Source organism: Shewanella loihica PV-4 (assembly GCF_000016065.1).
GTDB lineage: Bacteria > Pseudomonadota > Gammaproteobacteria > Enterobacterales > Shewanellaceae > Shewanella > Shewanella loihica.
This window is the reverse complement of record NC_009092.1, coordinates 1,908,524-1,935,052: the sequence shown is the minus strand read 5'-3', so window position 1 is coordinate 1,935,052 and position 26,529 is coordinate 1,908,524. Positions and strand designations below refer to the sequence as shown.

The 26,529-nt window shown below is 55.4% G+C and carries 26 protein-coding genes; 9 read left to right on the top strand and 17 right to left on the bottom strand.

The window, feature by feature from the left end:
* Positions 1 to 119 precede the first annotated feature (119 nt).
* From SHEW_RS08720 to SHEW_RS08710, 3 genes are read left to right on the top strand one after another with little or no spacing between them, the layout of a single operon-like run.
* On the top strand, positions 120 to 716 hold the full coding sequence (locus SHEW_RS08720; protein ID WP_011865483.1) for a LysE family translocator: 597 nt from the start codon (positions 120 to 122) through the stop codon (positions 714 to 716).
* A 31-nt stretch (positions 717 to 747) separates the two neighbouring features.
* Positions 748 to 1,323 (top strand): DUF1415 domain-containing protein, encoded by a 576-nt coding sequence (locus tag SHEW_RS08715; RefSeq protein ID WP_011865482.1) that lies wholly within the window; start codon positions 748 to 750, stop codon positions 1,321 to 1,323.
* 30 nt (positions 1,324 to 1,353) lie between these two features.
* The gene (locus SHEW_RS08710; protein WP_011865481.1) at positions 1,354 to 2,118 is read left to right on the top strand and encodes a ribonuclease H family protein; all 765 of its coding nucleotides are present in this window, start codon (positions 1,354 to 1,356) and stop codon (positions 2,116 to 2,118) included.
* Between the two features lie 42 nt (positions 2,119 to 2,160).
* On the opposite strand, the gene SHEW_RS08705 is transcribed toward SHEW_RS08710, so the two are convergent.
* Both SHEW_RS08705 and SHEW_RS08700 read right to left on the bottom strand, forming a co-directional pair.
* Positions 2,161 to 3,651, bottom strand: a complete 1,491-nt coding sequence (locus SHEW_RS08705) for a sensor domain-containing diguanylate cyclase (RefSeq protein WP_011865480.1) — start codon at positions 3,649 to 3,651, stop codon at positions 2,161 to 2,163.
* Between the two features lie 218 nt (positions 3,652 to 3,869).
* Positions 3,870 to 4,340, bottom strand: coding sequence for an HPP family protein (locus tag SHEW_RS08700; protein WP_011865479.1), 471 nt, complete (start codon positions 4,338 to 4,340; stop codon positions 3,870 to 3,872).
* Between the two features lie 128 nt (positions 4,341 to 4,468).
* Between SHEW_RS08700 and SHEW_RS08695 the strand changes: the two genes are divergently transcribed.
* The 3 genes from SHEW_RS08695 to SHEW_RS08685 all read left to right on the top strand — a co-directional run bounded on the left by SHEW_RS08695 (position 4,469) and on the right by SHEW_RS08685 (position 6,949).
* A complete protein-coding gene (locus SHEW_RS08695; protein ID WP_011865478.1) occupies positions 4,469 to 5,026 on the top strand; it encodes a TetR/AcrR family transcriptional regulator in 558 nt (185 codons plus the stop codon).
* Between the two features lie 60 nt (positions 5,027 to 5,086).
* Positions 5,087 to 5,515 (top strand): LETM1 domain-containing protein, encoded by a 429-nt coding sequence (locus SHEW_RS08690; RefSeq protein ID WP_011865477.1) that lies wholly within the window; start codon positions 5,087 to 5,089, stop codon positions 5,513 to 5,515.
* Between the two features lie 72 nt (positions 5,516 to 5,587).
* The gene (locus tag SHEW_RS08685; RefSeq protein ID WP_011865476.1) at positions 5,588 to 6,949 is read left to right on the top strand and encodes a leucyl aminopeptidase family protein; all 1,362 of its coding nucleotides are present in this window, start codon (positions 5,588 to 5,590) and stop codon (positions 6,947 to 6,949) included.
* A gap of 154 nt (positions 6,950 to 7,103) precedes the next feature.
* On the opposite strand, the gene SHEW_RS08680 is transcribed toward SHEW_RS08685, so the two are convergent.
* The 10 genes from SHEW_RS08680 to SHEW_RS08635 form a co-directional block, all read right to left on the bottom strand.
* A complete protein-coding gene (locus SHEW_RS08680; RefSeq protein WP_011865475.1) occupies positions 7,104 to 8,699 on the bottom strand; it encodes an ABC-F family ATPase in 1,596 nt (531 codons plus the stop codon).
* A 213-nt stretch (positions 8,700 to 8,912) separates the two neighbouring features.
* Complete coding sequence (locus SHEW_RS08675) at positions 8,913 to 10,964, bottom strand: S9 family peptidase (RefSeq protein ID WP_011865474.1); 2,052 nt, start codon at positions 10,962 to 10,964, stop codon at positions 8,913 to 8,915.
* 9 nt (positions 10,965 to 10,973) lie between these two features.
* Positions 10,974 to 11,231, bottom strand: a complete 258-nt coding sequence (locus SHEW_RS08670) for a hypothetical protein (RefSeq protein ID WP_011865473.1) — start codon at positions 11,229 to 11,231, stop codon at positions 10,974 to 10,976.
* 113 nt (positions 11,232 to 11,344) lie between these two features.
* Positions 11,345 to 12,103, bottom strand: a complete 759-nt coding sequence (locus tag SHEW_RS08665; RefSeq protein WP_011865472.1) for an SDR family oxidoreductase — start codon at positions 12,101 to 12,103, stop codon at positions 11,345 to 11,347.
* A gap of 4 nt (positions 12,104 to 12,107) precedes the next feature.
* Entirely contained in the window at positions 12,108 to 13,007 is a 900-nt protein-coding gene (mmsB, locus tag SHEW_RS08660; protein WP_011865471.1) for a 3-hydroxyisobutyrate dehydrogenase, read from the bottom strand.
* 35 nt (positions 13,008 to 13,042) lie between these two features.
* Positions 13,043 to 14,173, bottom strand: a complete 1,131-nt coding sequence (locus SHEW_RS08655) for an enoyl-CoA hydratase/isomerase family protein (protein ID WP_011865470.1) — start codon at positions 14,171 to 14,173, stop codon at positions 13,043 to 13,045.
* On the bottom strand, positions 14,173 to 14,946 hold the full coding sequence (locus SHEW_RS08650) for an enoyl-CoA hydratase (RefSeq protein WP_011865469.1): 774 nt from the start codon (positions 14,944 to 14,946) through the stop codon (positions 14,173 to 14,175). The genes SHEW_RS08655 and SHEW_RS08650 overlap by 1 nt, the downstream gene beginning before the upstream one ends.
* Before the next feature lie 15 nt (positions 14,947 to 14,961).
* Positions 14,962 to 16,119 (bottom strand): acyl-CoA dehydrogenase family protein, encoded by a 1,158-nt coding sequence (locus tag SHEW_RS08645; RefSeq protein ID WP_011865468.1) that lies wholly within the window; start codon positions 16,117 to 16,119, stop codon positions 14,962 to 14,964.
* A gap of 162 nt (positions 16,120 to 16,281) precedes the next feature.
* The gene (locus SHEW_RS08640) at positions 16,282 to 17,787 is read right to left on the bottom strand and encodes a CoA-acylating methylmalonate-semialdehyde dehydrogenase (RefSeq protein ID WP_011865467.1); all 1,506 of its coding nucleotides are present in this window, start codon (positions 17,785 to 17,787) and stop codon (positions 16,282 to 16,284) included.
* Positions 17,788 to 17,922: 135 nt separating this feature from the next.
* On the bottom strand, positions 17,923 to 19,113 hold the full coding sequence (locus SHEW_RS08635; protein ID WP_011865466.1) for a thiolase family protein: 1,191 nt from the start codon (positions 19,111 to 19,113) through the stop codon (positions 17,923 to 17,925).
* Positions 19,114 to 19,621: 508 nt separating this feature from the next.
* Here SHEW_RS08635 and SHEW_RS08630 point away from each other — a divergent pair.
* Positions 19,622 to 20,839 (top strand): alpha/beta hydrolase, encoded by a 1,218-nt coding sequence (locus SHEW_RS08630; protein ID WP_190272416.1) that lies wholly within the window; start codon positions 19,622 to 19,624, stop codon positions 20,837 to 20,839.
* 11 nt (positions 20,840 to 20,850) lie between these two features.
* On the opposite strand, the gene SHEW_RS08625 is transcribed toward SHEW_RS08630, so the two are convergent.
* The 4 genes from SHEW_RS08625 to cobB form a co-directional block, all read right to left on the bottom strand.
* Complete coding sequence (locus tag SHEW_RS08625) at positions 20,851 to 21,531, bottom strand: peptidase E (protein WP_049766511.1); 681 nt, start codon at positions 21,529 to 21,531, stop codon at positions 20,851 to 20,853.
* Positions 21,532 to 21,632: 101 nt separating this feature from the next.
* Positions 21,633 to 21,920: an antibiotic biosynthesis monooxygenase family protein gene (locus SHEW_RS08620; protein WP_011865463.1), complete on the bottom strand. Its 288-nt coding sequence runs from the start codon at positions 21,918 to 21,920 to the stop codon at positions 21,633 to 21,635.
* 40 nt (positions 21,921 to 21,960) lie between these two features.
* Positions 21,961 to 22,380, bottom strand: a complete 420-nt coding sequence (locus SHEW_RS08615; protein ID WP_041407091.1) for an ATP-binding protein — start codon at positions 22,378 to 22,380, stop codon at positions 21,961 to 21,963.
* Positions 22,381 to 22,539: 159 nt separating this feature from the next.
* Positions 22,540 to 23,286 carry a Sir2 family NAD+-dependent deacetylase gene (cobB, locus tag SHEW_RS08610; RefSeq protein ID WP_011865461.1) on the bottom strand — a complete coding sequence of 249 codons (747 nt, stop codon included), beginning with the start codon at positions 23,284 to 23,286 and terminating at the stop codon, positions 22,540 to 22,542.
* Positions 23,287 to 23,596: 310 nt separating this feature from the next.
* On the opposite strand from cobB, the gene fur reads away from it, so the two are divergent.
* Entirely contained in the window at positions 23,597 to 24,028 is a 432-nt protein-coding gene (gene fur / locus SHEW_RS08605) for a ferric iron uptake transcriptional regulator (protein ID WP_011865460.1), read from the top strand.
* A gap of 90 nt (positions 24,029 to 24,118) precedes the next feature.
* Here fur and SHEW_RS08600 read toward each other — a convergent pair whose 3' ends face one another.
* Positions 24,119 to 24,619 (bottom strand): GNAT family N-acetyltransferase, encoded by a 501-nt coding sequence (locus SHEW_RS08600; protein ID WP_011865459.1) that lies wholly within the window; start codon positions 24,617 to 24,619, stop codon positions 24,119 to 24,121.
* A gap of 220 nt (positions 24,620 to 24,839) precedes the next feature.
* On the opposite strand from SHEW_RS08600, the gene SHEW_RS08595 reads away from it, so the two are divergent.
* Entirely contained in the window at positions 24,840 to 26,513 is a 1,674-nt protein-coding gene (locus SHEW_RS08595; protein ID WP_011865458.1) for an FMN-binding glutamate synthase family protein, read from the top strand.
* Positions 26,514 to 26,529 lie beyond the last annotated feature (16 nt).

Sequence of the window (26,529 nt, the reverse complement as noted above, 5' to 3'; positions counted from 1 at the left end):
AAAATTAATTTTTACAGTAAGTTATAGCGAAATTTCGGAAATGAAAAAATTTGCTGGTCAGCAAAGAAAAGCCTTGAGATCATAGCGCCTCGACTAAACACCTTAGAGACACGCCGTTAATGGAACTGGTTTTCGCCATCGCCCTATTTGCCTTTTCCTCGGGGATCACCCCCGGGCCCAACAACATCATGTTGATGACCTCTGGGGTAAACTTTGGCATCCGCCTGAGCCTGCCCCATCTGGCGGGGATCTGTATCGGCTTTCCCTGCATGGTACTGGCGATAGGTCTTGGGCTGAGCGCCGTGTTTCAGGCCTATCCCCTGCTGCACCTTATCATCAAGTATGTCGGCATCGCTTACCTGCTCTACCTGGCCTGGTTGATCGCCAACAGCAGCAGCCGCATGGAGGGCAAACAGACGGCAAAGCCTCTCTCCTTCGTGCAGGCCGCGGCCTTTCAGTGGGTCAACCCTAAGGGCTGGATCATGGCCGTCGGCGCCATTGCCACCTTTACCGTGATGGACAAGCCGCTGACGCCTCAGGTGCTCACCATCGCCAGCGTCTTCTTCAGCGTCGCCCTGCCCTGCGCCCTGGTGTGGCTCGGCTTCGGCGTGGCGCTCAAGCGGCTACTTAAGCATCAAGGGCAGCAAAAAGCCTTTAACATCGCCATGGCGCTCTTGCTTGTGGCCTCTATCATCCCTATGATCGCTCCTCAATAACCCACACAAAACCGCATCATAGGGAGCAGCCGTGGCAGCGACTGAGCGCAATCACAACGCCGAAGAAAAAGGCGTCGCCTTAGCCACCCAGAATTGGGTCGAGAAGGTGATCATGAAGTACAACATCTGCCCCTTCGCCCGCCGGGAAGTGGAGCGCAACAGCATACGCTACAAGGTGGTGGAGCAACATCAGTTGGAAGCCGTATTAAACGCGCTGATCGACGAATGCCACTACCTCGAGGAGCATCCGCAAACCGAGACCACACTGTTTATCCTGCCGCGAGGCTTCGAAGGCTTTTATCACTATCTGGATCTGGTGGATATCGCCAACGCGCTGCTGATCGATCAGGGCTTCGAGGGGGTGTTTCAACTGGCCACCTTCCACCCCGACTACTGCTTCGAGGGCGAGCCACAAGACAGCGCCGCCAACTACACCAACCGCGCACCCTATCCCACCTTGCACATCATACGCGAGGCCAGCATGGAGCGCGCCCTAGCCGACTATGAGGATCCCGAGTCGATCCCCGAGCGCAACATCGCCTTTGCTGAGCGTAAGGGCGAAGCCTTCTTCGTCAAGCTGCTGCAAAGCTGTAAGCAAGACGACTGACCTAAGCGCAAAAACAAGAGGGAGAGACAGATGGCAAGCAAATATTATGTGGTATGGGCAGGACGCGAAACCGGCATCTTTACCAGTTGGCCCCAGACCAAGGCACTGGTCGACGGCTTTGCCGGCGCGCGTTATAAGTCGTTTAAGACCCAGGCAGAAGCCGAGGCCGCCTTTGGTGCTGGTAAAGGCCAATCCGCCGCAGGCAGCAAGGGGACTAGCAGCAAGGCTAAACCGGCGGCATCCAAGCCAAGCAAGCCCGCCGTTAGTGAGCAGCCAGACAGCGATATCGATATCTATACCGATGGCGGCTGCGAGCCCAATCCGGGTGAGGCGGGTTCTGGCCTGGCGCTGTATAAAAAAGGCGAGTTAGCCGAACTCTGGTATGGACTCTACAACCCCAAGGGCACCAACAACACCGCCGAGTTAAACGCCCTGCATCAGGCGCTCTTGATGGCCAGGCAATACCTTGAGCAGGGGCTTAGGGTGCATATTCATAGCGACTCCCAATATGCCATCAAGTGTATCTCCCTGTGGGCCTATGGCTGGAAGGCTAATGGCTGGCGCCGTAAGACGGGTGAGATAGCGAACTTAAGCGTGATCCAAGAGGCCCATGAGCTGTACGATAGCCTGAAGGATAAGCTCAAGCTCAGCCATGTGGCGGCCCACGTAGGGATTGAGGGCAACGAGCTGGCCGATCGCATGTCTATCTACACCATAGAGAGCAAGGAAACCCGCTTTAGCCGCTATCAGCAGCCGTTGGATGTTCCAGCCCTGTTGGCGATGCGGGCGGGATAAGCTTCTACCGTCACTTTTTTACAGAGAGTTAGATTAGCCGCGTTAAATCACTACCACGCAGTCGCGGCCGCTCTCCTTGGCGCGGTAGAGGGCCTGATCGGCGTGGTTGAACAGGCAATCTTGCTTGTCGTCCTGACAATAGACTGATACGCCGGCGCTTAAGGTAATGGCCACGGGGAAATCTATCCCCTGGCTGCGGCGCTTCACCTCCTGCCTGAGCTTGTCGGCAAAATGCTTGGCACCCTCTTTGTCTGTATCTTCCAGGATGATCACAAACTCCTCGCCTCCCCAGCGACCGACAAAGTCTGTCTTACGTATGGCGTCGCTGAAGATCTTGGCCACCCGCTGCAACACATCATCGCCCACCAGATGGCCATGTTTATCGTTGACCGCCTTGAAGTGATCAATATCGAAGATACACACCGCAAGCGGGGTCTGCTGACGATTGCTGCGGCTGATGGCTGCCGCCAGCTGACGGTTGATGGCGCGGCGGTTGGCGACCTTTGTCAGGGGATCGGTATTGGCCTGGGACTTGTACTGCATCTCATCGCTGAGATCTTTGATCACCACGATGCTGTGCTTCTCATCCCCCACCCCATAGGTGGCGATAGAGATGCTGGCGGGAAACACGTCGCCGTTAAGCTTCTTGCCGTAGAAGATGGTGTTGCGCTGGGACATGGGCTGCACCCGGTCTGATTTTTGAAACTCGAGGCGCAGCTTCTTGTGCTTCTCCTTGGTGGCGCTGGGCACCAGGTCGTCGACATTGATCTTGTTGAGCGCCCGCTCGGAGAAGCCAAACAGGCGCATGGTCTCGCGATTGGCAGAGATGATGGTGCCATGTTCGTTCACCGAGAAGATGGCGTTGGGGGCGCAACGGAAGATCACCTCGAGATCCTTAAGCTTGATCGCCAGGCGTTTATTCACATAACGGATAAAGCTAAACACTAAGATGCTGACCAGCACCAGGGCGCAGAGGATCACCAGCAGCATATGATTCACCCGCTGATGGGCGCTGCCTGCCTGCTCGAATAGGCTGTTAGGGCTCTGGGCGTGGCTTGAGAGTATGGCCTCTATCGCCTCGATGGCCGGAGTATCGTCGACGCGAACCACCCGGTCAATATCCGCCACCGACTGCTTCTCCTCCAGCATCTGCCTGAGCTTAGGCAGGTTATGGCGATATTGGCTGACCACAGACTGAATCGCCCGCACCTCGGCGGTATGCTCGGGCGCCCGTTGCAGGTATTTCTGCAGCGAGTCTAACCCCAGCTCTATCTCGGTTTCCGCCCGCCTCAGATAGCTCAAGTCCTGGCGGATCACCGCATTCTTAAAGTCGTGGATAAAGCCGCCGTAACCCAGGGCTACCATGGCGTCGTTGAAATAGGCGGTCTTCTCCAGCGCCTCATAGGTGTGGCGTTTCCAGTCGCGCTGAGACTGATCTATGCTGGCCATCAGGATAGAGAAGGCGCCCACCAGAAAGACGACATATAAGATGGCCAGACTATAGATTTTGAACGGCTTAAATGGGTGGTGCATTCACTCTTCATCCTTTTGCCGAGCGGCCTGCGCTGACGAGCTCATGGGTAAGGGGCGACTCTAACCAAGTCCAGTTTACATCCCGCTATAGACATCTAAGCCAAATCGCCCACCCATGACCAAATGAGAAGTATAGTCTATACCAATCTAGCCTACTGAAATTACGCACAAAAGTTGTATCTTGCCCTAGCCATAAGTACAGGCTTTTAAAGGATGTTCTAATCCAGCGCCGCGCGCTGCTGCCGCTCCAGGCGTTTGTGCATCAAGGCGATCAGTTTACCCACAAGCACTATGATCAAGGCGCCGGACAACACGGGGGAAACCAGAAAACTCCAATCCTGCCCGGTTAACATCACCAACAGTGGCGTGGCGCCCGCCGGTGGATGGGTCGTCTTGGTCAGCAGCATGCCGCTGACCGCGAGCCCGGTCGCAATCGCCAGGGTCAACGGGCTCACCCCGACATAGTGAACGAAATAGAGGCCGATCGCGCAGGTCAGCAGATGACCGAAGATCACGTTCTTCGGCTGGGCCAGGGGGCTGTCCGGCACCCCAAACACCAATACCGCCGTAGCGCCGAAAGGCACCATGAGCAGCACTATGTCCGACTGCAGGGTTTCTGCAAAGGACAACAGGCCGATGGCCAAGGCGGCGCCCAGGCCGGAGATTAACGCAAATGCCAGTTTATTCATCTTGATCTCTTAACTCCCTTATATAGACAGGCTTTATATAGACGAGCCTTATGTAGACAAGTCTGTCTACCCGCAAGAGTAGACAACTTGGTCTACCGATGTCAAGATATAAAAAAAGCGAGGCTAAGATGACAGATAAGAGACAGTTACTAATCGATACCGCCCTCTCCCTCTTTACCGAGCGGGGCATCAATCTTGTGGGGATCAACGAGGTGCTTAAGGTCTCCGGAGTCGCCAAGAAGACCCTGTATCATCACTTCAGCAGTAAGGAAGCCCTGATAGTGGCGGTGCTCGAAACCCGTCACCAGATCTTCATCCACTGGCTGGAGGAGCGCCTTACGCCAGCTCAGGACGATCTCGGCGTGATCGATGCACTGTTTAGCGCGCTGGATGACTGGTTTAACGACCGGGTACCCGAGCTGAGTCAGTTTCACGGCTGCCTGTTTATCAACTCCGCCATCGAATGTGGCGACTGCCGCTGTCAGGTATCGCGCTTCGCCAAGTTCCATAAACAGGCGGTTCGAGACTTGATTGGCAAGCACCTCCATCAGCCAAATGAAGCCCTGGTAGACCTTATCTGCCTGATGAAAGAAGGTGCCATCGTTTCGGCCATGGTGAGCCAGGATAAAGGCGCCGCCCTTCGCAGCCAGAGCCTGCTGCAACATCTTGCACCCAGCCTCATCTAAGGCAAAAAAGAGTGTCAGGAAAAGATAGGTCTTGCGCTGGGCTTATGAGACAATCGCGCCATGAAAATTTATCGTAAATTACATAAGGCCCCCTTCAGGGTGCTGCGCATCAGTCGACGCCGCTTCGGTCTACGTTTAAAACGTGACATGTTGGTGCTCAAAGATGCCCTGGCCCAGGAGAAACAGGAGACCAAGGATATGCTGGTCGCCTATGGTCGTTACACCCGCAAGCAGGCCAGCAAGGAAGAGCTACGGCTGGCCAACCAGCAGCTGGCGGATCTGATCAAAGGCCTGGGCCTTGGGGTGTTTGCCGTGCTGCCCTTTGCCCCCATCACCATTCCTGTGGTAGTGAAACTGGGTAAGTTGGTCGGCGTCGAGGTGCTGCCCAGCTCCTTCAATAATCTCTCCGAACGCAAGGCCCAGCTGAGCCGTGAAGCCCGTGCCAATAAGCGCGCCCTGGACGCTGTCGAAAAAGCCAGCAATGAATGATGCGCCGCTTTCACCCCGAGGGGCTGACATGCTAATCTAAGTTGAATTTTGACCTCAACAAGATGATGCCCAATGACTCAACTACTCCTCTCTGGTTCCGAAGGGATCCCACTAACGCTACTCGCGGCAAATGACTATAACGATTGGCTAAACGGCCAGGATAAACCGGTTCAAAACTGGCTAGGCAGCACCCAATACAAGGGCAAGGGCCTCAGCCTGATCCCAGGCACTGACGGCAGCCTCAGCCAGGTGCTCTATGTGAGCGACGACAAAGACTCCCACTGGGTGTGTGGCGATCTGGTTAACGAACTACCCGCCGGCCAATACCTGCTGGAGGCCGATACCCAGACCTGTAAGCTGGCGGCCTTTAGCTGGGCCTTAGGTGCCTACAAGTTTGACCGTTATAAGGCCAATGACAAGGTCTACCCACAGCTGGTGCTCCGCGATGCCGAGCTGGTTGAGCAGACTCTCAAGATGGCGCGCTCTGTCTCTATCGTGCGCGATCTGGTGAACACCCCTGCCGCCGACATGATGCCTCAGCACCTGGGCGAGACCATGGAGTCACTGGCAAGCGAGTTTGGCGCCAAGGTCACTCAGATCGTCGGTGACGACCTGCTGACCCACAACTACCCTACTATCCACATGGTTGGCCGCGCCAGCCATAATGCGCCGCGCCTGATCGATCTCACCTGGGGCGATGAAGACGCGCCTAAGGTCACCCTGGTGGGTAAAGGGGTCTGTTTCGACTCGGGCGGACTGGATCTTAAGCCTGGCGCTGGCATGCGCCTGATGAAGAAAGATATGGGCGGCGCCGCTCATGTTATCGGCCTGGCCCATCAGATCATGGCCGCCGAGCTGCCGGTACGCCTGCGCGTATTGGTGCCAGCGGTGGAAAACGCCGTTTCGGCCAATGCCTTCCGCCCGGGTGATGTGATCACCACCCGCAAGGGCCTCACGGTTGAGATTGACAACACGGACGCCGAAGGCCGTCTGGTGCTGTGTGACGCCCTGGCCGAAGCCAACAGCGACAAGCCTGAGCTGCTGATCGATTTCGCTACCCTGACTGGCGCCATGCGCATCGCCCTGGGCACTGAGCTGCCTGGCTTCTTCAGCAACGACGACGAAGTTGCGGCCGGCATCACCGCCTCTGGCCTGACGGTTGAAGATCCCGTGTGGCGCATGCCACTGCACAAGCCTTACTTTGACCTGACCGGCAGTGATATCGCCGACTTAGCCAACTGTGGCAAGGTGCCCTTCGGCGGCGCCATCACGGCGGCCCTCTATCTGGAAGCCTTCGTCGATGAGGAGATCAGCTGGACCCACTTCGACGTCATGGCCTGGAATACCCGTAAGCTACCGGGTCGCCCTATCGGCGGCGAAGCCTTCGGCATTCGCGCCGTGTTCGACTATCTGGCTAATCGCTTCGCCAAGTAACGACGGTTTCGTTAAACGAGAGTTAGACGTTAAAAAAGTCGGACGATAAAAAAGTTAGACGATAAAAAAGTTAGACGATAAAAAAGTTAGACGATAAAAAAAAGCCCAAGTGTTTAATCACTTGGGCTTTTTATTAGGCAAGATACCTAATCGCTTATTCTTCTACGCCTTTGCTGCGCAGGAATTCATCATAAGTACCCTTGAAGTCATTCACGCCCTGTGGGGTGATCTCTATGATGCGGGTGGCCAGCGACGATACGAAGGCGCGGTCGTGACTGACGAAGATCAAGGTGCCTTCATACATCTCCAGCGCATTGTTGAGCGACTCAATGGATTCCATATCCAAGTGGTTGGTCGGCTCATCCATCACCAAAATGTTTGGCTTTTGCATGATCAGCTTACCAAACAGCATACGGCCCTTCTCACCACCTGAGAGTACGCGTACCGACTTCTTAATATCGTCTGAGCTAAACAGCATACGACCGAGGTAGCCACGTACGCTCTGATCGTCATCTTCAGGTTTACGCCACTGACTCATCCAATCAAACAGTGTCATGTCGTTTTCGAAATCTGATTCATGATCCTGCGCGTAGTAACCGATAGCCGAGTTTTCAGACCACTGGATAGTACCTGTATCTTGCGGGATATCGTGGATCAGGGTACGCAGCATGGTGGTCTTACCCACACCGTTCTCACCCAGTACCGCGATGCGCTCGCCCACTTCGGCAATCAGGTTAAAGTCTTTGAACAGTGGACCGTCGTCATAACCCTTAGACAGCTCCTCAACCACCAAGGCGTTACGGAACAGCTTCTTCTCCTGCTCGAAACGGATGAAGGGGTTGACGCGGCTTGAGGCCTTAACCTCTTCCAGCTTGATCTTCTCGATCTGCTTGGCACGAGAGGTCGCCTGCTTCGCCTTAGAGGCGTTGGCCGAGAAGCGCGCCACGAAGCCTTGTAGCTCGGCGATCTGCGCCTTCTTCTTAGCGTTATCAGACAGTAAACGCTCGCGCGCCTGGCTCGCTGCCGTCATGTATTCATCATAGTTACCCGGATAAACACGCAGCTCACCATAGTCGAGATCCGCCATATGGGTACAGACAGAGTTGAGGAAGTATCTGTCGTGCGAGATGATGATCATTGTGCTGTTACGCTGGTTAAGCATCTCTTGCAGCCAGCGGATGGTGTCGATATCCAAGTTGTTGGTGGGTTCGTCGAGCAGCAGTACATCGGGATCGCTAAATAGCGCCTGGGCCAGCAGCACACGCAGCTTGAAACCTGGAGCGATTTCGCTCATCAGGCCGAAGTGTTGCTCCAGTGGAATGCCCACACCCAGCAGCAGTTCGCCGGCGCGGCTTTCTGCGGTGTAACCGTCCATCTCGGCAAATTCCATCTCCAGCTCGGCCACCTTGATGCCATCTTCTTCGCTCATCTCAGGTAGCGAATAGATGCGGTCACGCTCTTGTTTCACCTTCCACAGCTCGGTGTGGCCCATGATCACGGTATCGACCACGTTAAACTCTTCGTAACCAAACTGGTTCTGGCTCAGCTTACCCAGACGCTCGTTCACATCCAGAGAGACGTTGCCCGATGTTGGCTCGAGTTCGCCGCCAAGGATCTTCATGAAGGTTGATTTACCACAACCGTTGGCACCGATAAGGCCGTAACGGTTACCGCCGCCGAATTTTACTGAGATGTTTTCAAACAGCGGCTTAGAGCCAAACTGCATGGTGATGTTAGCTGTCGTGATCAATGTGAAATTCCGAAAATAGTAGTTAAGCGAAGTGACGCCTGTTTGAGTCTAGTAGCTTACTCAACAAACACCCTATCGGCTGCCGATGACAAGCTGATGAAAAACTGCGCTAAAGGGATATTTTAAAGCGCGCTACTATAGCCACTTTGGGGGATTTTAGCAACTTAAGCGGGCGATTTTCCGCCGCTTTTCCGCTTAGTTGCTCAGCCGTCCTTAGTGGCCTAGGGCGAGCGCGTTATCTATGGCAAGTGGACTCAGCTTATCGGCTGGCGTAAAGCCAAACACCTGACCATAAAAGGATAATTCGGCGTTGAGTGCGGCGATACGATTCAACGGCTTCTTCACCCCGTGGCCCTCATCGTCAAATTGCAGGTAGGCCACGGGTACGCCCCGGCGTTTCAGCGCGGCGTAGATGGCCTCTGACTGCCTAGCGGGCACGATAGGATCCTTGGCCCCCTGCACCAGCAGCAGCGGCGCCTTGAGATCGTCTAAGTGATATAGAGGCGAGCGCTGACGATAGAGGGGCGAGTTAGGTTTAAGCTCCCCCACCAGATGATGCAGATAGCCCTGTTCGAATCTATGGGTCTCCCGATCAAGGGCCTCGAGATCGCTGATCCCCGAGTAGACCACACCGGCCTTGAAGGTGTGATAGAAGGCCATCGCCGAGAGCACGCTGAAGCCGCCGGCGCTCATGCCGCGAATGGCCACCTTGTCGGCGTCGACCCAGCCCTTGTCCATCACATAATCGGCCGCCTCGATGGCATCTTCCACCTCGGCCCTACCCCACAAACCATAGAGACTCTGACGATAGTCACGGCCAAAGCCTGAGCTACCACGGTAATTGACATCCAGCACGGCAAAGCCGCGACTGGTCCAGAACTGGATATCCCGGCGAAAACTCAGGCTGGCCCGCCAGGTGGGCCCGCCATGCAACATGACGATAAGCGGCGGGCGTTGGTCGTCCGGCGCGATATAATCTGGGTTCATGGGGCCGTAGAAGTAGCCATAGACGGGCAGCCCACTGATGTCCGAGATAAACTGGATGTACTCGGCACGTGAGATGTAGCGAGGGTCGAGGGGCGTCACCCTAGGCCCATATACCCACTCGACGCCCCGACCCCGAATGCGGTAGATCCCCTTCTCCGGCGTTACCTTACTGCCGATGAAATAGACGCCGTCCGGCCCCTTAACCACCTGTGTAACCTCCGCAAACTCGGCGGCAATCGACTCACTGATCCCAAGCTGGGTATGCAGCCTAAGCAGGTATGTCCTGCCCTCAGTCTGCACGCTGGCGATCAGTTGCTCCTCAGACTCGAAGGCATAGCTGTGGTTGCCCAGCAACCAGTCGGGCCGGGCAAACTCCCCCGCCAATTCGAGCACAGGCTGAGCATCGCCCTCTGGCGTGATGCGATAGAGGTTCCACCAATTGTTGAAATCGGCCACCACATAGAGCTCACCGCCGGGGCTGTAGAGGGGTTGAGTGATGGCGCCTTTAAGATTGGCAAACAGGCGTCTTGGATTGTTGATGCCGCCCTTGGGGTCAAGATCGGCCACCCAAAGCTCAGTGTTGTCCCAGGGCATATTAGGTTGCTGCCAGCTTATCCAGGCCAGCTGGCGATTATCCGGTGAGACACGGGGCGCGGCGTAAAAATCACTACCGCTGACCAGGGGCTCGCCTTCATTTTCAAAATTAAGGTTTAACGCCACTATGCTGGCGGTGGGATCCCCTGCCTGGCGGTGATCTTCGCGCACACAGATGATGCGCGAACCTTTAGGGTAAGAGACACAGTCGGCGTGGCGCGTATCTGCTGGCGTTAGGGCCACGGGCGCCTGATTGGGGGCGATACGGTAGAGGCGCTGATCGTCACTTTTCACCGCAAACAGGCTGTTACCTATGGCCAGCACGGGGGCGCCGCCATACTCGTGTACCCGGCTCTTCACATCGAATTCGGGAGCTATGATGCTCGCCACCTCACCCTTTGGTGTGAGCTTATTGACCCCCACCTTGCCGCCGCGTTCTGCGTCGGCCTGGGTGAAATAGAGTCCGCCCTCCATGGGCCTGAGGACGCCGAAGCTGTCCGAGGGGGCGTAGACCTGCTTGGCGGAGAGCACCGAGTGCCAGCTGCCGTAGTCGGCGATCAGACGACCACTACGCTTGTCGCGGGGCTGTTCGGGAGGCTCGACCTGAAAAAGGCGCATCGAGAGTACGGCGGCCACGGCCACCATGATCAGCACCAGAGTCAGGTTTTTGAACCGTCGCGCCATAGTCTTACTTCACTTGAATTTACGCCAAAAGAATAACTTACGTCGCAACCACAGGAGAGTGAGCCTCTGCTTCTCACCGCTAAGGCCGAAGTAGATGCAGAGCCAGGGGGAGATCAGAATATACCAGGGCAAGAAGCTGGCCGTAGACTGGGTTATCAGCAGAAAGAAGAAACCAGCATAGATCACCACCACCCCAATGACACCCACGATTAGCATCAGCGTCTTGGTTGCTTGTTCAAACCATATCATCTTTCTTTTCTTACTCATAAGGTTAGATTACATCAAGTGGCACGCCTTAGCACATAGCGCCTTTACCAAGAATAGGCGTCGCCATAAAAAAACGGGCACAGGGCCCGTTTCGCACAACTATAATGAAGGACTTAGATACGGATACCGCCGTCTATTTCGAACACGCGACCGTTTACATAGTCGTTTTCGATGATGAACTTAACGGTAGAGGCGATTTCGCTTGCCTGGCCTAAGCGTCCAACCGGCACCATCTTCTCCAGACGCTCCAGCGCCTCAGGCTTCATGGCCGCCGTCATCTCAGTCTCGATAACACCCGGCGCCACAGCGGCGCTACGGATATTGTAGCGTGCCAGCTCTTTCGCCCAGCCCACAGACATGGCCGCAACGCCCGCCTTAGAGGCCGCGTAGTTGGTCTGGCCAATGTTGCCCGCCTTCGCCAGGCTAGAGATGTTAACGATAACACCCTGCTGCTTAGAGGTGATCATCGCCGCCGCCGCTTCGCGTCCGCAGAGGAATGATCCTGTCAGGTTTACATTGATCACCGCCTGGAACTGCGCCAGCGACATGCGATCAGTCACCTCACCCTCTTTGGCCTTCACCAGCATGCCATCGAGCAAAATACCCGCGTTGTTAACCAGCACGTTGACCTGGCCGAAATCTTCGAGGATATAACCGAAACCAGCCACCACATCTTCTTCATCGGTAATGTCGAAGGCGTAACCTTGCACCTCAGTGGTATCGCCGATATCGGCACAGGCGCGCTCTAGCTTCTCCTGATCCACATCGATAAGTGCCAACTTGGCACCCGCAGCGGCAAGTTCTTGGGCCATCGCAAAACCTAAACCACCGGCACCACCTGTGATGACAACAACCTTATCTTTTAAATCCATCAACTTACCCTTTTTTATTAAACTGCTCAAAAATACTGGAGAAATCACGCTTACCATTGCCCTGACGGGCATGATTCACGTACAGGCTACGGGCCAAGGCGCCCATTGGGGTGCTCGAGTTAGAGAGCAAGGCCGCCTCCTGGGACAGACCTAAGTCTTTCACCATGAGATCAACCATGAATCCACCCTGGTAACCATTTGATGATGGCACGTTTTCCATCACATCTGGACAAGGATTATATTTATCTAGCGTCCAATTACCACCACTACTGACCTTCATGATCTCTGAGAGCACCTTAGGATCCAGTCCGTGGTCGATCCCCATCTGAATCGACTCGCTGGTGCCAACCATCAAAACAGACAGCAGCATGTTGTTACAGATCTTGGCCACCTGACCGGCACCCGGGCCGCCGGCGTGGAAGATATTGGCACCCATAACATTCAGCACGCCCTGGGCCTGCTCGAAAGCGGTATCGCTGCCGCCACAGATGAAGGTCAGGGTTCCGGCCGCTGCACCGGCCGTGCCGCCCGATACCGGCGCGTCGATAAACTCCAGCCCCTTGGTCTTGGCCTGCTCGGCGACGAAACGTGCGCTCTCGGCGTCTATGGTAGAACAGTCGATGAGCAGGGTGCCGTCGGCCACCACATCTATGATGCCTTTGTTCTGCTCGTCTCCCAGATAGAGACTGCGCACATGCTTGCCCGCAGGCAACATTGTGATCACCACATCGGCCGCCGCCGCTGCCGCACAGGCACTCGGTGCCTGCATGGCACCCTCCTCGACCACATGGCTCAGGGCCGTCTGAGAGAGATCGAAGGCCTTAACCGTGTAGCCAGCCTTCACCAGGTTGACCGCCATCGGGCCACCCATGTTACCTAATCCGATAAATGCAACTGTATTCATGTTTTGCTCCTTTTCCTCAGGCTTTGCCTGAAAAATTATTGGCCTAAGGTGCGCAGTGGATCGTTTTGCGGATCCCATGGCGAGGTCATCAGTGACTTGACCATCTCTTGTGGAACGGCTTCGACGGTCTCATACAGCCACTGGGGCTGACGGTCCTTATCGATAAGCAGTGCCCTCACCCCTTCGGCAAAATCACCGATTGAGCAGCAGTTACAGCTCAGTCCCAACTCCAGCTGGAAGACCTGACTCAGGCTCAGCTCAGTGCCTAGCAGCGACTGCTGATAGACCAGATGCAGGCTCAGCGGACTGCCGGCCAGCATGGTGCTTAGAGCGCGCGAAAGCCAAGGCTCGGCGTCTTCAACCGCCTTCACTCTGGTCATTATCTCATTGAGTTCACCGTCCATCAGGGCATCGATCTGCGCCTGATGCTGCTCGAGGATGCTCTCGCCCATTGGCTGGGCGCAGCGGCTCGACATCGCCTCAAGCAGCGCATTAAGCTTGCCGTGGTTAGCACAGACATCGTTCTCCCAGTCGATGCTTGAAAGCGCATCGAACAGCGGCTGCTTGTCACTTGAATTCAGGTAGTGATTACCCAGGCCAACATAGAAGGCGTCGGCGCCATCCATGTTATAGGCGGTCATCCCCAGGAAACGGCCCATATGGCCCGGCATGCGGTTGAGGAAGTAGCTGCCGCCCACATCGGGATAGAGGCCGATGGTCACCTCTGGCATGGCGATACGTGAACGCTCGGTCACCACGCGGTGACTGGCACCGGCCATCAGGCCGAGACCGCCGCCCATGACGATGCCATCACCCCACACCAAGACAGGCTTGTCGAAGGTATGCAGCAGATGGTCGAGGAAATATTCTCGGGTAAAGAAGTCCTGAGTCACCTCTGGGATCTCGCCCGGCAGCTCACGGGCCGCCTGATAGAGGGCGCGCACATCGCCGCCGGCGCAGAAGGCCTTCTCGCCAGCGCCGTCCAGTACCACCATGGCGATGGCGTCATCGTCGGCCCAGGCCGTGAGCTGAGTAGTCAGCGCGCGCACCATCTCCATGTTAAGGGCGTTTAGTGCCTTCTCCATGTTGAGGGTGGCAACGCCCACCAGCTTACCCGATAGGGTGCCTAGGGTCTGAAAGACCACACAATTAGTCTGCTCAGTCATTAGCGGTTCTTCCAGTTTGCTTTGCGCTTCTCCAGGAAGGCATTAACCCCTTCGGCCTGATCTTCGGTATCGAACAGGCCCACAAACAGCTCACGCTCTAGTGGCAGCGCCTGAGTGCGCGGCATGGCGCGGCCCGATTGGATCAGCTGCTTACACACGGTCACGCTGCTTGGGCTCTGGTTCGCCACCTTCTCGGCCAGCGCCATGGCGGTATCAAGGGCTGCTCCCTTGTCGACCACCTCTTCGATAAGACCAATACTCAGCGCCTTGTCGGCGCCTACACGCTCACCGCAGAGGATCATACGCTTGGCCCAGCCTTCGCCCACCATGGCGGTGAGGTTCTGGGTACCGCCGGCACATGGCAGCAGGCCGACTGTGGCTTCTGGCAGTGCCATCACGGCCTGGGCCTCGGCGATACGGATATCACAAGCCAGTGCAACCTCTAGGCCACCGCCCATAGCGTAGCCGTTAATGGCGGCGATAGAGACGCCTCGGAAACCGCTCAGGGCCTCGAAGGCCTCGCCAAAGTGCTTTGCCATGGTGGCGGCATTACCCTTATCACCGTCGGCAAATAGCTTGAGGTCGGCGCCGGCGCTGAAAAATTTCTCACCTTCGCCGGTCAGTACCAGGGCGTAGATCTCCTTGTTCGCGTTCAGCTCTGTCACCTTCTGCTTCAGCAGTGCCAGGCTATCGGCCGTCCAGGTATTGGCCGGTGGGTTGTTCATGGTCAGTACGGCGGTATGGCCGATGATCTGTTCAACTATCGCTGTCATCTCTCTTCTCCCTGACTATAAGATTTGGCTGGCATTTTCGTCGAGTAAACGACGGGCAATGATGAGACGCATGATCTCGTTAGTGCCCTCTAGGATCTGGTGCACGCGTACGTCGCGGAAATGACGCTCCAGCGGATATTCACGGATATAACCATAGCCGCCATGTAGCTGCAGCGCGCTGTCACACACGTTAAAGCCCACATCGGTGGCAAAGCGTTTCGCCATGGCGCAGTAGGCGGTCGCCTCTGGATCGCCAGAGTCAAGTTTAAAGGCAGCCAGACGCACCATCTGACGGGCAGCCACCAGCTCGGTGGCCATGTCGGCCAGCTTGAATTGCAGCGCCTGGAAGGCGGCAATCGGCTTACCAAACTGCTGACGCTCGTTCATATATTGCTGGGCGCGCTCCAGCGCCGCCTGGGCGGTACCCACTGAGCAGGTGGCGATGTTGATACGACCGCCGTCTAGGCCCTTCATGGCGAAGGTAAAGCCCTGGCCCTCTTCACCCAGTAGGTTGGTCACAGGCACACGCACCTTGTCAAAGGTGATCTCGCGAGTCGGCTGGGCGTTCCAGCCCATCTTATCTTCCGCCTTACCGTAGCTGATCCCTGCGGCATCGGCCGGGATGGCGATGGCCGAGATCCCCTTAGGACCTGCGTCGCCGGTGCGGCACATCACCACTAACAGCTCGGTAGAACCCGCGCCCGAGATAAACATCTTGGCACCTGAGATCACATACTCGTCGCCTTCACGCACCGCCTTGGTCTTGAGTGACGCCGCGTCACTACCCGCCCCCGCCTCGGTCAGACAGTATGAGGCCAGCTTGTTACCTGTGGTCAGCGCCTCAGACCATTCGTCGCGCAGGGTCTGAGAGCCAAAGCTGGTCACCATCCAGGTGGCCATGTTGTGAATGGTCAGCATGGCGGTGGTGGCGGTACAGCCCATGGCGAGCTGCTCGAAAATAATGGATGAATCCAGACGCGACAGGCCCATACCGCCTTCCGACTCGGGCGAGTAGAGTGAGCAGAAGCCCAGCTCACCGGCTTTTTGAATTACGTCTTTAGGAAAATGATGTTCTTCGTCCCACTTGGCGGCAAAGGGTGCCAGCTCTTCCTGGGCGAATTGGGTAGCCAGTTCGGCAAACTGACGTTGGTCTTCATTCAGATTAAAATCCATCTGATCTCTCCTTTCGCGCCTTTGTATTTGCCTTGGGCCTTTTATTTGGCTCCAGTCTCCGGCTTATTTATGGCGGCGCTTAACTTATTGAAGGCTAGTAATGATAAAAGCGATTCGGCCCCGGCCTTATCGCTTTTACCTTGCAAGGTCTCTTGCTATCCCTTATTTCAGGGCAATGGTCATGTTAGGCGCATGGTGCTCCGCCTCGACAATATCTGTCTCGAACCAGCGAGCGGTAATAGTCTTGGTCTCTGTGTAGAAACGCACCGCCTGCTTACCATAGGCGTGTTGATCGCCGTAGAAGCTGCCCTTCCAACCGGTAAACGAGAAGAATGGCAGTGGCACAGGAATTGGCACGTTGATCCCGACCTGACCCACTTCGATATTGTGCTGATACTTACGAGCTGCGGCGCCGCAAGCGGTGAAGATAGAGGTGCCGTTACCATATGGGCTGTTGTTCACCAGCTCGATCGCCTCTTCCAGCGACTCTACTTCCATGCAGCAAAGTACAGGGCCGAAGATCTCTTCCTTGTAGATGCTCATGTCTGTGGTCACATTGGTAAACATGGTTGGGCCAACCCAGTTGCCATTTTCATAGCCTTCTACGGTGAAATCGCTACCGTCCAGCAGACACTCGGCGCCCTCTTCCTTACCCTGGGCAATCAACTTAAGCACACGCGCCTTGGCGGCCGGGCTGATAACTGGGCCATAGGCCGCATCTTTATCGTCCCATACGCCGGGTCTAACCTTGGCGATGGCGTCACGCAGCTCAGGGATCCACTTTTTGGCTTCGCCGACAAACACCGCTACCGACAGGGCCATACAGCGCTGACCGGCCGCGCCCACAGAGGCGCCCACCAGGTTGTTGATCACCTGCTGCTTGTTGGCATCTGGCATGATGACACAGTGGTTCTTGGCACCGGCAAAGGCCTGAACGCGCTTGAGGTTATCGGTACCTGTCTTATAGATGTACTGACCCACGCCCACAGAGCCGACGAAAGAGATCGCCTTGATATCCTGATGGCTGAGCAGCACGTCTACCGCCGTCTTGTCGCCATGTACCAGCTGCAGTACGCCTTTAGGCGCGCCGGCTTCTTCGAACAGCTCAACCAGACGCTGTGGCGTCAGCGGATCTTGCTCTGATGGCTTCAGTACGAAGGTGTTACCACAGGCGATCGCCAGAGGGAACATCCACAGTGGGATCATCGCCGGGAAGTTAAACGGCGTAATACCGGCGCACACCCCCAGGGGCTGAGTGTAGCTATAGGTGTCTATGCTGCGGGCCACGTTTTCAACGGTTTCGCCCATGATCAGGCTGGCGATATTACAGGCATGCTCTGCCACCTCTATACCGCGCCATACATCGCCCTTGGCATCTTCGAAGGTCTTACCGGTTTCCTGGGCCAGGATGGTGGCGATCTCATCGTGATGCAGCTTTAGCAGGTGCTGGTAACGGAACATGACGCGCGCACGCTCAGACACAGGCACCTCTTTCCAGGTAGCAAAGGCTTGCTTGGCGCTGGCGATGGCGGTTTCAACTTCTTCTACCGTAGCGGCGTTGATGGTGGCAATCACCTCGTTGTTTGCCGGGTTGGTGACAGAGATCTGTTGCTGGCCGCTACCTAAAATAAACTGACCGTCGATGTAATGTTTTACTTGAGTTGTCATATCGCTTTCCTAAATACGTCTAACAGGCCTGGGCGAATGCCGCTGCCTGATGATCTGCTATGTAAGTGACAGCAAAAAACTCACATAATCATGGGTAAATGCATAGGCTCGCTTTCGCGAGCCTAAATAAGGGAATTACACTTCGATAGCCATGGCCGTGGCTTCACCACCACCGATACAAAGTGATGCCACGCCACGCTTAAGGCCTCTGGCCTTCAGAGCGTGGATCAGGGTGACCAGCACGCGGGCACCCGAGCAGCCGATAGGATGGCCAAGTGCACAGGCGCCGCCATTGACGTTAACCTTAGCCTCATCCAGGCCAAGTTCAGAGATGGCAAGCATGGTGACCATGGCGAAGGCTTCGTTGATCTCAAACAGATCCACCTCGTCTTTCGACCAGTTCACCTTATCCAGCAGCTTGTTCATGGCACCCACTGGCGCCGTGGTGAACATAGAAGGCTCTTGTGAATGAGTAGTATGGCCCTTGATAGTGGCCAGAACTTCTAGACCGCGCTTGCTCGCCTCATCGGCACTCATCATCATCAACACGGCAGCGCCATCTGAGATAGAGCTTGAGTTGGCAGCTGTGATGGTGCCATCTTTGGCAAAAGCGGGACGCAGAGTTGGGATCTTCTCGGGTCTTGCGTTACCTGGCTGCTCGTCGGTATCGACAACAAGATCGCCTTTACGGCTCGCCACGGTAACCGGCACTATCTCTGCCTTGAAGGCACCAGATTCGATCGCAGCGTTAGCTTTTTGCAGCGAGCTCAGGGCGAAGTTATCCATCGCCTCACGGGTAATACCAAAATCATCGGCCGTCTTCTGGGCAAAGGTGCCCATGGCGCCGCCTGTGTAAGCATCTTCCAGACCATCGAGGAACATGTGATCCAGCACCTTGCCATGACCCATGCGCATGCCGCCACGAGCCTTATCCAGCAGGTAAGGCGCCTGGCTCATGCTCTCCATGCCACCGGCGATCACGACATCGGCGCTACCAGCCTTGATCAGGTCGTGAGCCAGCATGACTGTCTTCATGCCCGAACCACACACCTTGTTGACTGTAGTCGCGCCCACAGACAGGGGAAGATCCGCACCTAAGGTTGCCTGACGCGCCGGCGCCTGACCCAGGCCCGCCGGTAATACGCAGCCCATCAAGACTTCGTTGACATCGCCGCCCTGAACGCCGGCAGCGTCCATGAGTCCCTTGATCGCCGTGGCGGCGAGTGTCGGTGACGGCACGCTGGAAAGGGATCCCTGGAATCCGCCCATTGGGGTGCGTTTAGCCGCGACAATCACGATTTCTTGGTTAGTTTGCTCTGTACTCATCTTCCGCTCCATTCAAGGTACTTATGCGCTTACATCACACGTTTCCCCTTAGGAAGCGTGATCATGTTCAAATAATATCACTGTGACGTTTACGCGAACGTAAAGCAAGCATTAACTGGTCGAATTTCACTAACTTTAGTCTAATGTCTTGTCAGGCTGAATTTACAGCTTGGCGACAAGATGCTGTTTTTGGTGGTGTGCGCAACAAGGGGAATAGGCTAGCCTGCTGCTGTAAAACATGAGTAAAGCGATTAAAAACAATAAGTAATGGATGAAAAAGGCAAGATGAAGCACTTTTTAGCAAGACATAAGTGACTATTTACTGGTAAAAATAAGGTTAAAAATATAAGGCTATCGGCCTACTCGTTTCACATGGACGGGACGACTTATGACTCCAATACCTAAGACATCAGTACCTAAGACATCAGTACCTACAACACCAGAACCAATAAGAACAAATATCCCTACAGCCCTGGGAAAATGCCTTTCCCTCTGCCTTTGCCTGCTGTTGCCCCTCACCCAGGCATGGGCCGAGACGCCAGCTAACGCAGACGTCACAGCAAGTGACAATGCCATCATCGCGGGACATGAGTTCAGCCATGACTCGAGCGAGTTTAAGACGCCAAGGCGCTACATGGTCTCCCTGCCCGAAGGCTACCATGGCAATACGCGACACTACCCCGTGCTCTATGTGGTGGACGCCGACTTTCAATTTCAACATGTATCGGCCCTGGCACTGCATCTTGCGCGCATGGGTAAGATAGCACCCATGATAGTGGTGGGCATCGCTAATCAAGGCCAGAGCGATTATCTCTACACCACCACCTGGAAGAGCGACGAGGGCGAGGCCTTTGGCGGCGCAGACACCTTCTATCGCTATCTGGCCAAGGAGCTAATACCCACTATTGACAAGCAGTTCCGCACCAATCCCCACAAGGCGCTGGCCGGCTACTCGCTGGGCGGCCTCTTCACCCTCTATGCCATGACGCAAGCAAACAGCCCCTTCGATGCCTATCTGGCCATGAGCCCCAGCGTTTGGTATGACAAGATGCACTATATCGAATTACTCAAGCAGCGTTTGCAGAAATCGCCCATCGAGGCGCCGCTATTCTTGACCCTGGCTAATGAGCAGGAGATGGGCGTGGATGAACTGGTAACTGCACTCAAAGGCTATGACGCACAAAAGATCCACTGGCAGTTTAAGCAGTACCCAAGCGAAAATCACTTCACCACCGCCCTGCCCGCACTCAATGACGGTCTGCTGTTTTTATCACCCGATTACGGCCTCGATGGCAGCGATATGCTGGCCCTTGGCGACTACCGCGCCGTGCTGGATTATTTTGCCAAGCGCAAGGCAAACTGGGCCGGCTTTCACATCGAGTGGCTGCAGGCCTATCAGTTTGGCAAGTATCTGTTCTGGTCAAAGCAACTCGATAAACTCGATGGGATCTTAGCGGCGGTAAAGCAGGAGTTTCCCGACTCGCTCACCATAGTGACAGTGCAGGTGGCCAAGGGCTTTAACGTTAAGGGCGACGGTGCGCGGGCCAAGGCCCTGCTGGACAGCGTTGCTAAAGAGGGCGAAGCCTCACCCTACTGGCACAGGGAGATGAGTCTCTACTATCAATCTCAAGGCGATGAAGCAAACGCGCAGCGACACCAACAAAAAGCCTTGGCACTGGCTACGCAGTATCGCCTCAACACCTGGGAACTATGGGAGCTGCAATAGTGGCGTTGCCTTTAAACTAAGGACATAAGGCTCACACCATCGAACAGCAGTGGCTGACCGAAACCGCGCAGCCCTGCCTTGGTGGCGACAACGGCATCCTCATCACCACAGAGGATCAGCGGATACTCTGCCAGAGAAGCGGCCTCAAGCAGGCAAGCGGCCCTGACGCTGAGTGCTACGCCGCCATCGCTCAGATCGCTATGGGGCAGAAACTGATAGGGAAGCAGCCCCATACCATTCAAATCGCTCAGCCCCAGATGATTCTCATCGCCGCACAGGGGCGCACAGGCGATGCTTGGCGTCATCAGCATGGCGCCGGCACTGAGCCCAATTAAGATCCCGCCGCGATTGAGATAATCGGCAAACTCCGCCATCAGGCCGCGTTTCTGCACCTGAGCCAGAAATTGAAAGGTATCGCCGCCGGCAAGGTGAATCGCCTGGCAATTGAGTAATCTATCCAGCCCTGCTTGGGTATAGCCCTGCTCGAGATCCAGATAATGGCTAAGCGCCATGCCTAAGCGGGCATACTGCTGCTGAGTCCCTAGGTAGTAGTTTTGCTCCGGCTCATGGCCCGAGGCCAGATAACCCAGGCTAGTGCTCTTATTAGCACCTTGGTTGAGAACAGAGGGACTAAGCACAGAGGTTATCGCCGCCTGACTTGCAGCGTTGTTAAGATCGCTGATCAGCACCATAGTCACTGTTTCGTCTCCTTGTGTGGATTTCCTTCCGAGGCTTTCTTTCCGAGGCAAATGTTCTGCTTAATTCTCAATAAAGGCCTAGTTAAGTAATAGTCTTAGCCTTGATACTGGCGCTTGATCTCCACCACCTCGACCTTATAACGCTCATACCAGGCCTCGCGGCCAAGTTGCTGGGCGATTCTATGTTCGCTGTCTTGTTTCCAGGCCAGAATATCGGCCTCGCTGCGCCAATAGGAGATGGCGATCTCCTGATCGCCTTCGGTGACGGCAACGAAGTCCTGGCAGTGATACTTATCCATCGCCAACTGCCGCATCTTAGCGGCCATCTCGGCATATCTGGCATCTAAAGTGGCCACCTTGGCCCGAAAAATCACGGCAAACATCTTGCCTCCTCAAGAGACTAAATCGGAAAGATTATGGTCTTCACAGCTGCTGGAATTGACGCGCCATCGCCTGGATCTGCCTGAGCCCCAGGCCGTGCTGATTACGCTCGGCGCACAGCGCCTGATGCGCCTCATCCTCGGGATCGCCAATCAGCAAAATGCGCACCTGATAGCCCATCGCCTTGGCGGCGGCCTCGTAGGCCATAAACTCCCAGTGGGCCATGTTGGTGTTATCGCAGATCACTACGGGCTCCCGGCGCGACAAGGCCTGAATGAAACCGGTAAGGTTAAGCTGATGATATTCAGACAGCTTACTGGCATCGAAGCGGTACTCACCTGCAATGATGAAACGATCGTCGGTAGAGAAGTAGCCGCGGCGGCGAATCGCCTCACCGTCGGGGCGAGCGGCAATGAAGCTATCGACCCAGTGACTCTTACCACTGCCTGGCAGGCCGCGCATGATGATCGCTAGCTGGCTGTTGAGACTGTCCGCCGCAGTTGCAGCGTCTTGTGTCAGCACTTCTGCCCCGAGGTCACCGAGGTCACACTCAAAATGGCTCACGCCTTGACCTCAAACCTTAACTCATGCCTTAACTCATGCCTTGACTCATACCTTAAATCACACATTAGCGGCGCCAGATAAGGGCTTCTCGCCAATCACCTCGCCTGCGAGGATCTGCTCCACCAGTTGCGGCACTATCTCGCTGGCCTTGCCTTGCAGGTGATACTGGAACTGGCTGTGGCGATCCGCCGGCACCAGGTTGACCTCTACCGTCTGGGCGCCATGATGATTGGCGGTGTCGACGAAACCCGCCGCCGGATAGACGGTGCCCGAGGTGCCGATGGCGATAAAGAGATCGCAGGTATCCAGCGCATGCTGTATGCGATCTAAGCCTATGGGCATCTCGCCGAACCAGACCACATGGGGGCGCAGGCGCTGGGCGGGAATACAGCAGGTACAGGTATGGTTGACTCCAAAGTGATCGGTCAGCAGAAAGGTCTGATGAGAGCGCGGGCAACGTCCCTTGGTCAACTCACCATGCATATGCAGCAGGCGACGAGAACCTGCACGCTCATGCAGATCGTCAATATTTTGCGTTACCACCAATAGCTGGCCATCGAACTCCTGCTCGAGCCTCGCCAGCGCCTTGTGGGCGGCATTGGGTTCTATCTTGCCATTGTGAAGCTGCTGCCAACGCTCGTTGTAGAAGCGCTCCACCATTTCCGGGTCGCGGGCATAACCTTCGGGCGTCGCCACGTCCTCGATTTTATGCTCTTCCCAAAGCCCATCTTGATCCCTAAAGGTTCTCAAGCCAGATTCCGCTGAGATCCCCGCCCCAGTTAACACTACGATCTGCCGATACATCCCTCTTCCTTATTTTTATGCTTTTGCGGGTCGCTATCGCCCACAGGATACAGGTTGACCAGATTTCATCCTGTCAGAATTGCCGCCGTTAGGCTATTAGGCATTAGTCTCAATAACATTACAAAAAGTACGCGTTAAATTCAGCCTAAATCACACAGGTAGGGCCAATTTAGAACAAATTTCTGCCGATGCGAACAATATGCAAGATCAAAGGTTTAAGTTTTCAAATTCAACCCCTATAATGGTTCTCAACATCAACTACTGAACCACTATTGGCATTGCTAATGGTTCTTCAATCCAGAGATTAATAATGACAGATGGAAATCAAGCGCTAAAGAAAGCGGGATTAAAGGTCACCTTACCACGAGTCAAGATCCTCGAGCTGATGCAGGAGCCCGACAACCAGCATATCAGTGCAGAAGAACTATATAAGAAATTGCTCGATATTGGCGAAGAGATTGGACTGGCCACGGTATACCGTGTACTGAACCAGTTCGATGACGCGGGTATCGTCACCCGTCATCATTTCGAAAGCGGCAAAGCGGTATTTGAGCTGGCCTCGACCCACCATCATGATCATCTGGTGTGTCTCTCGTGTGGCAAGGTGATCGAGTTCTCCGACGAAGTGATCGAGAGACGCCAGGACGAGATCGCCATGAAGCACAACATCAAGCTGACCAACCACAGCCTATATCTCTACGGTGTCTGCACCAACGACGAGTGCGACCACGGCGACGAATAATTCGCAGGCAAACAGCCGATAAAGAAAAACCAGCATCATGCTGGTTTTTCTTTATCTAAGGTTTATTCCTCAAGAGAGTTAATGCCTTCATCACAACACCTTGTGAAATACGTTCACCTTGTGGCCCATAAACTTGCTGCGTTCACGCTCAGCCATGCCCAGCTTACGCGCCACCCCTTCGGAGCCCTTGTTGCCCAGCAGTATGAGCGCTATCGCCTCATCTATGCCGTGATCTTTAAAGCGTGACAGCGCCGCATGACCTGCCTCGCTGCCAATCCCCTTGCCCCAATATTCGGGCAGATAACGATAGCCCAGCTCCACCTCATCAAACTCCTTGATGTAAGTCGGGCCGCAGAAGCCTATCACCTTATTGTCAGCCTTATGCTCTACCGCCCAGCGGCCAAAGCCACGCTCGCGATAGTTTTTCAGCAGCACATTTTCCAAAATATCCTCTGCCTGCGAGCGACAGGTCATGGGCGCGCCGGGAATATAGGTCAGCACCTCGGGAATGCTATTGAGCAGAAATAGGCTCTCCACATCCTTGGCCTCGAATCGACGTAAAATCAGCCTCTCTGTTTCTGCGATGAACATCTGTCACTCCTTTCTTTTCCCCCATCCAGCCCATCAATATACCCACTACAGAGTAGATTAGAAAGTATTAATCTAGGGATTTGTCGACTCAGCTTTACACTAACCCCGCTTAAAATAAGCAAAATTCATCGCTCGCCACAGAGATGGCCGATTGCCAAAGCCGCCGCAATGACGTTCAATAGACAAATTATGATAAGTGTCTGCAATACAGGAATGCGTTATGACAATCATGCAAAAGGTCTTTTGGCTTATCGCCACCCTAGGTAACGGGGCCGGACTCTATTTATATCTCACCTTTGGCGGCACTGGCGCCGCCTTGGTCCTCGGCTTTACACTGCTCTACACCTTGGTCGGCGCCTACGATCTGCTCTTTAGCTCCCACACTCTTAACCGCCTCTACCCTGTGGTCGCCTACCTGCGCTACTTCCTCGAGTCTTACCGGGTAGAGATACAGCAGTACTTTATCGCCAGCGACACAGAGGAAGCCCCCTTTAACCGCGAGCAGCGCTCCTTGGTCTATCAAAGGGCCAAGAACGTGCGCGATACCATAGCCTTCGGCACCCAGCGCGATCTGTTGGAGGAGAACTATCTGAGCCTGTGGCACTCGCTGTCGCCGAAACATATCGACGAGCAGGCCAAGCGGGTGCGCATCGGCGGACCAGATTGCACTCAGCCCTATGATGCATCCTACTTTAATATCTCGGCCATGAGTTTCGGCTCCCTCAGCGCCAATGCCATCGAGGCACTCAATCTGGGCGCCAAGAAGGCGGGTTGCTATCACAACACGGGGGAAGGCGGCGCCAGTCCCTATCACCTCAAGCATGGCGGCGATCTGGTATGGCAGATAGGCTCCGGCCTGTTTGGCTGCCGCGACGATGAGGGTAACTTTAACCCCGACAGCTTCGAGAAGATGGCCAAACGCCCGCAGATCAAGATGATAGAGATAAAACTCAGCCAGGGAGCTAAGCCGGGGCACGGCGGCGTGCTGCCCAAGGCCAAGATCACCCCAGAGATCGCCCTCATCCGCCATATCCCTATGGATAAAGATTGTGTCTCTCCCGCGGTCAACCCTGAGTGCACCACGCCTATCGCCCTGCTCAACTTCGTCAAACGCTTGCGGGAGTTGAGTGGTGGCAAACCGGTGGGCTTTAAGCTCTGTATAGGTAATCCGGCGGAGTTTCTTGCCATCTGCAAGGCGATGCTCAAGACAGGCATCACACCCGACTTTATCACCATAGATGGCGCCGAAGGCGGCACGGGGGCGGCGCCGGTCGAGTTCAGTAACCGTCTGGGGATGATGTGTCTCGAAGGGGTTTACTTTGCCAACAACGCCCTGGTTGGCGTGGGCCTGAGGCACAAGATCACCCTGATCGCCTCGGGCAAGACGGCCTCCAGCTTCGACCTGCTGACCAAAATCGCCATGGGCGCCGACTTAGTCAACGCCGCCCGCACCATGATGCTGTCACTAGGCTGCATTCAGTCCAGAAGCTGTAACACCAACATGTGTCCCACAGGCATCGCCACCCAAGACCCCGCCCGCTCCAAGGCGCTGGATGTACAGGTGAAGAGCGAACGGGTGAAGAACTTCCATCACAACACCCTAAAAGCCTTCTATGAACTGGTGGGCAGCATGGGACTGGATAACCCCAACAAGTTAAAGCCGCGAATGATCAAGCGCCGCTCCCCCTATGGCCTGCTGATCTCCACCGGCAGCCTGGTGGCCCCTCTCACCCACAACGCCATCATAGAAGAGAAGCTGCAAGGCACCGCCTGGGCATCCTGGTGGCAGCAATGCACCGCCGAAGACTTCTACTGCGAAGATACCTATATCCTGACCCCCGCCGAGTTTGGTCTCTCCCGTCATAGGGAAAATGGCCACAGGAAAAATGCTTAAGCTGTAGAAGCTAACA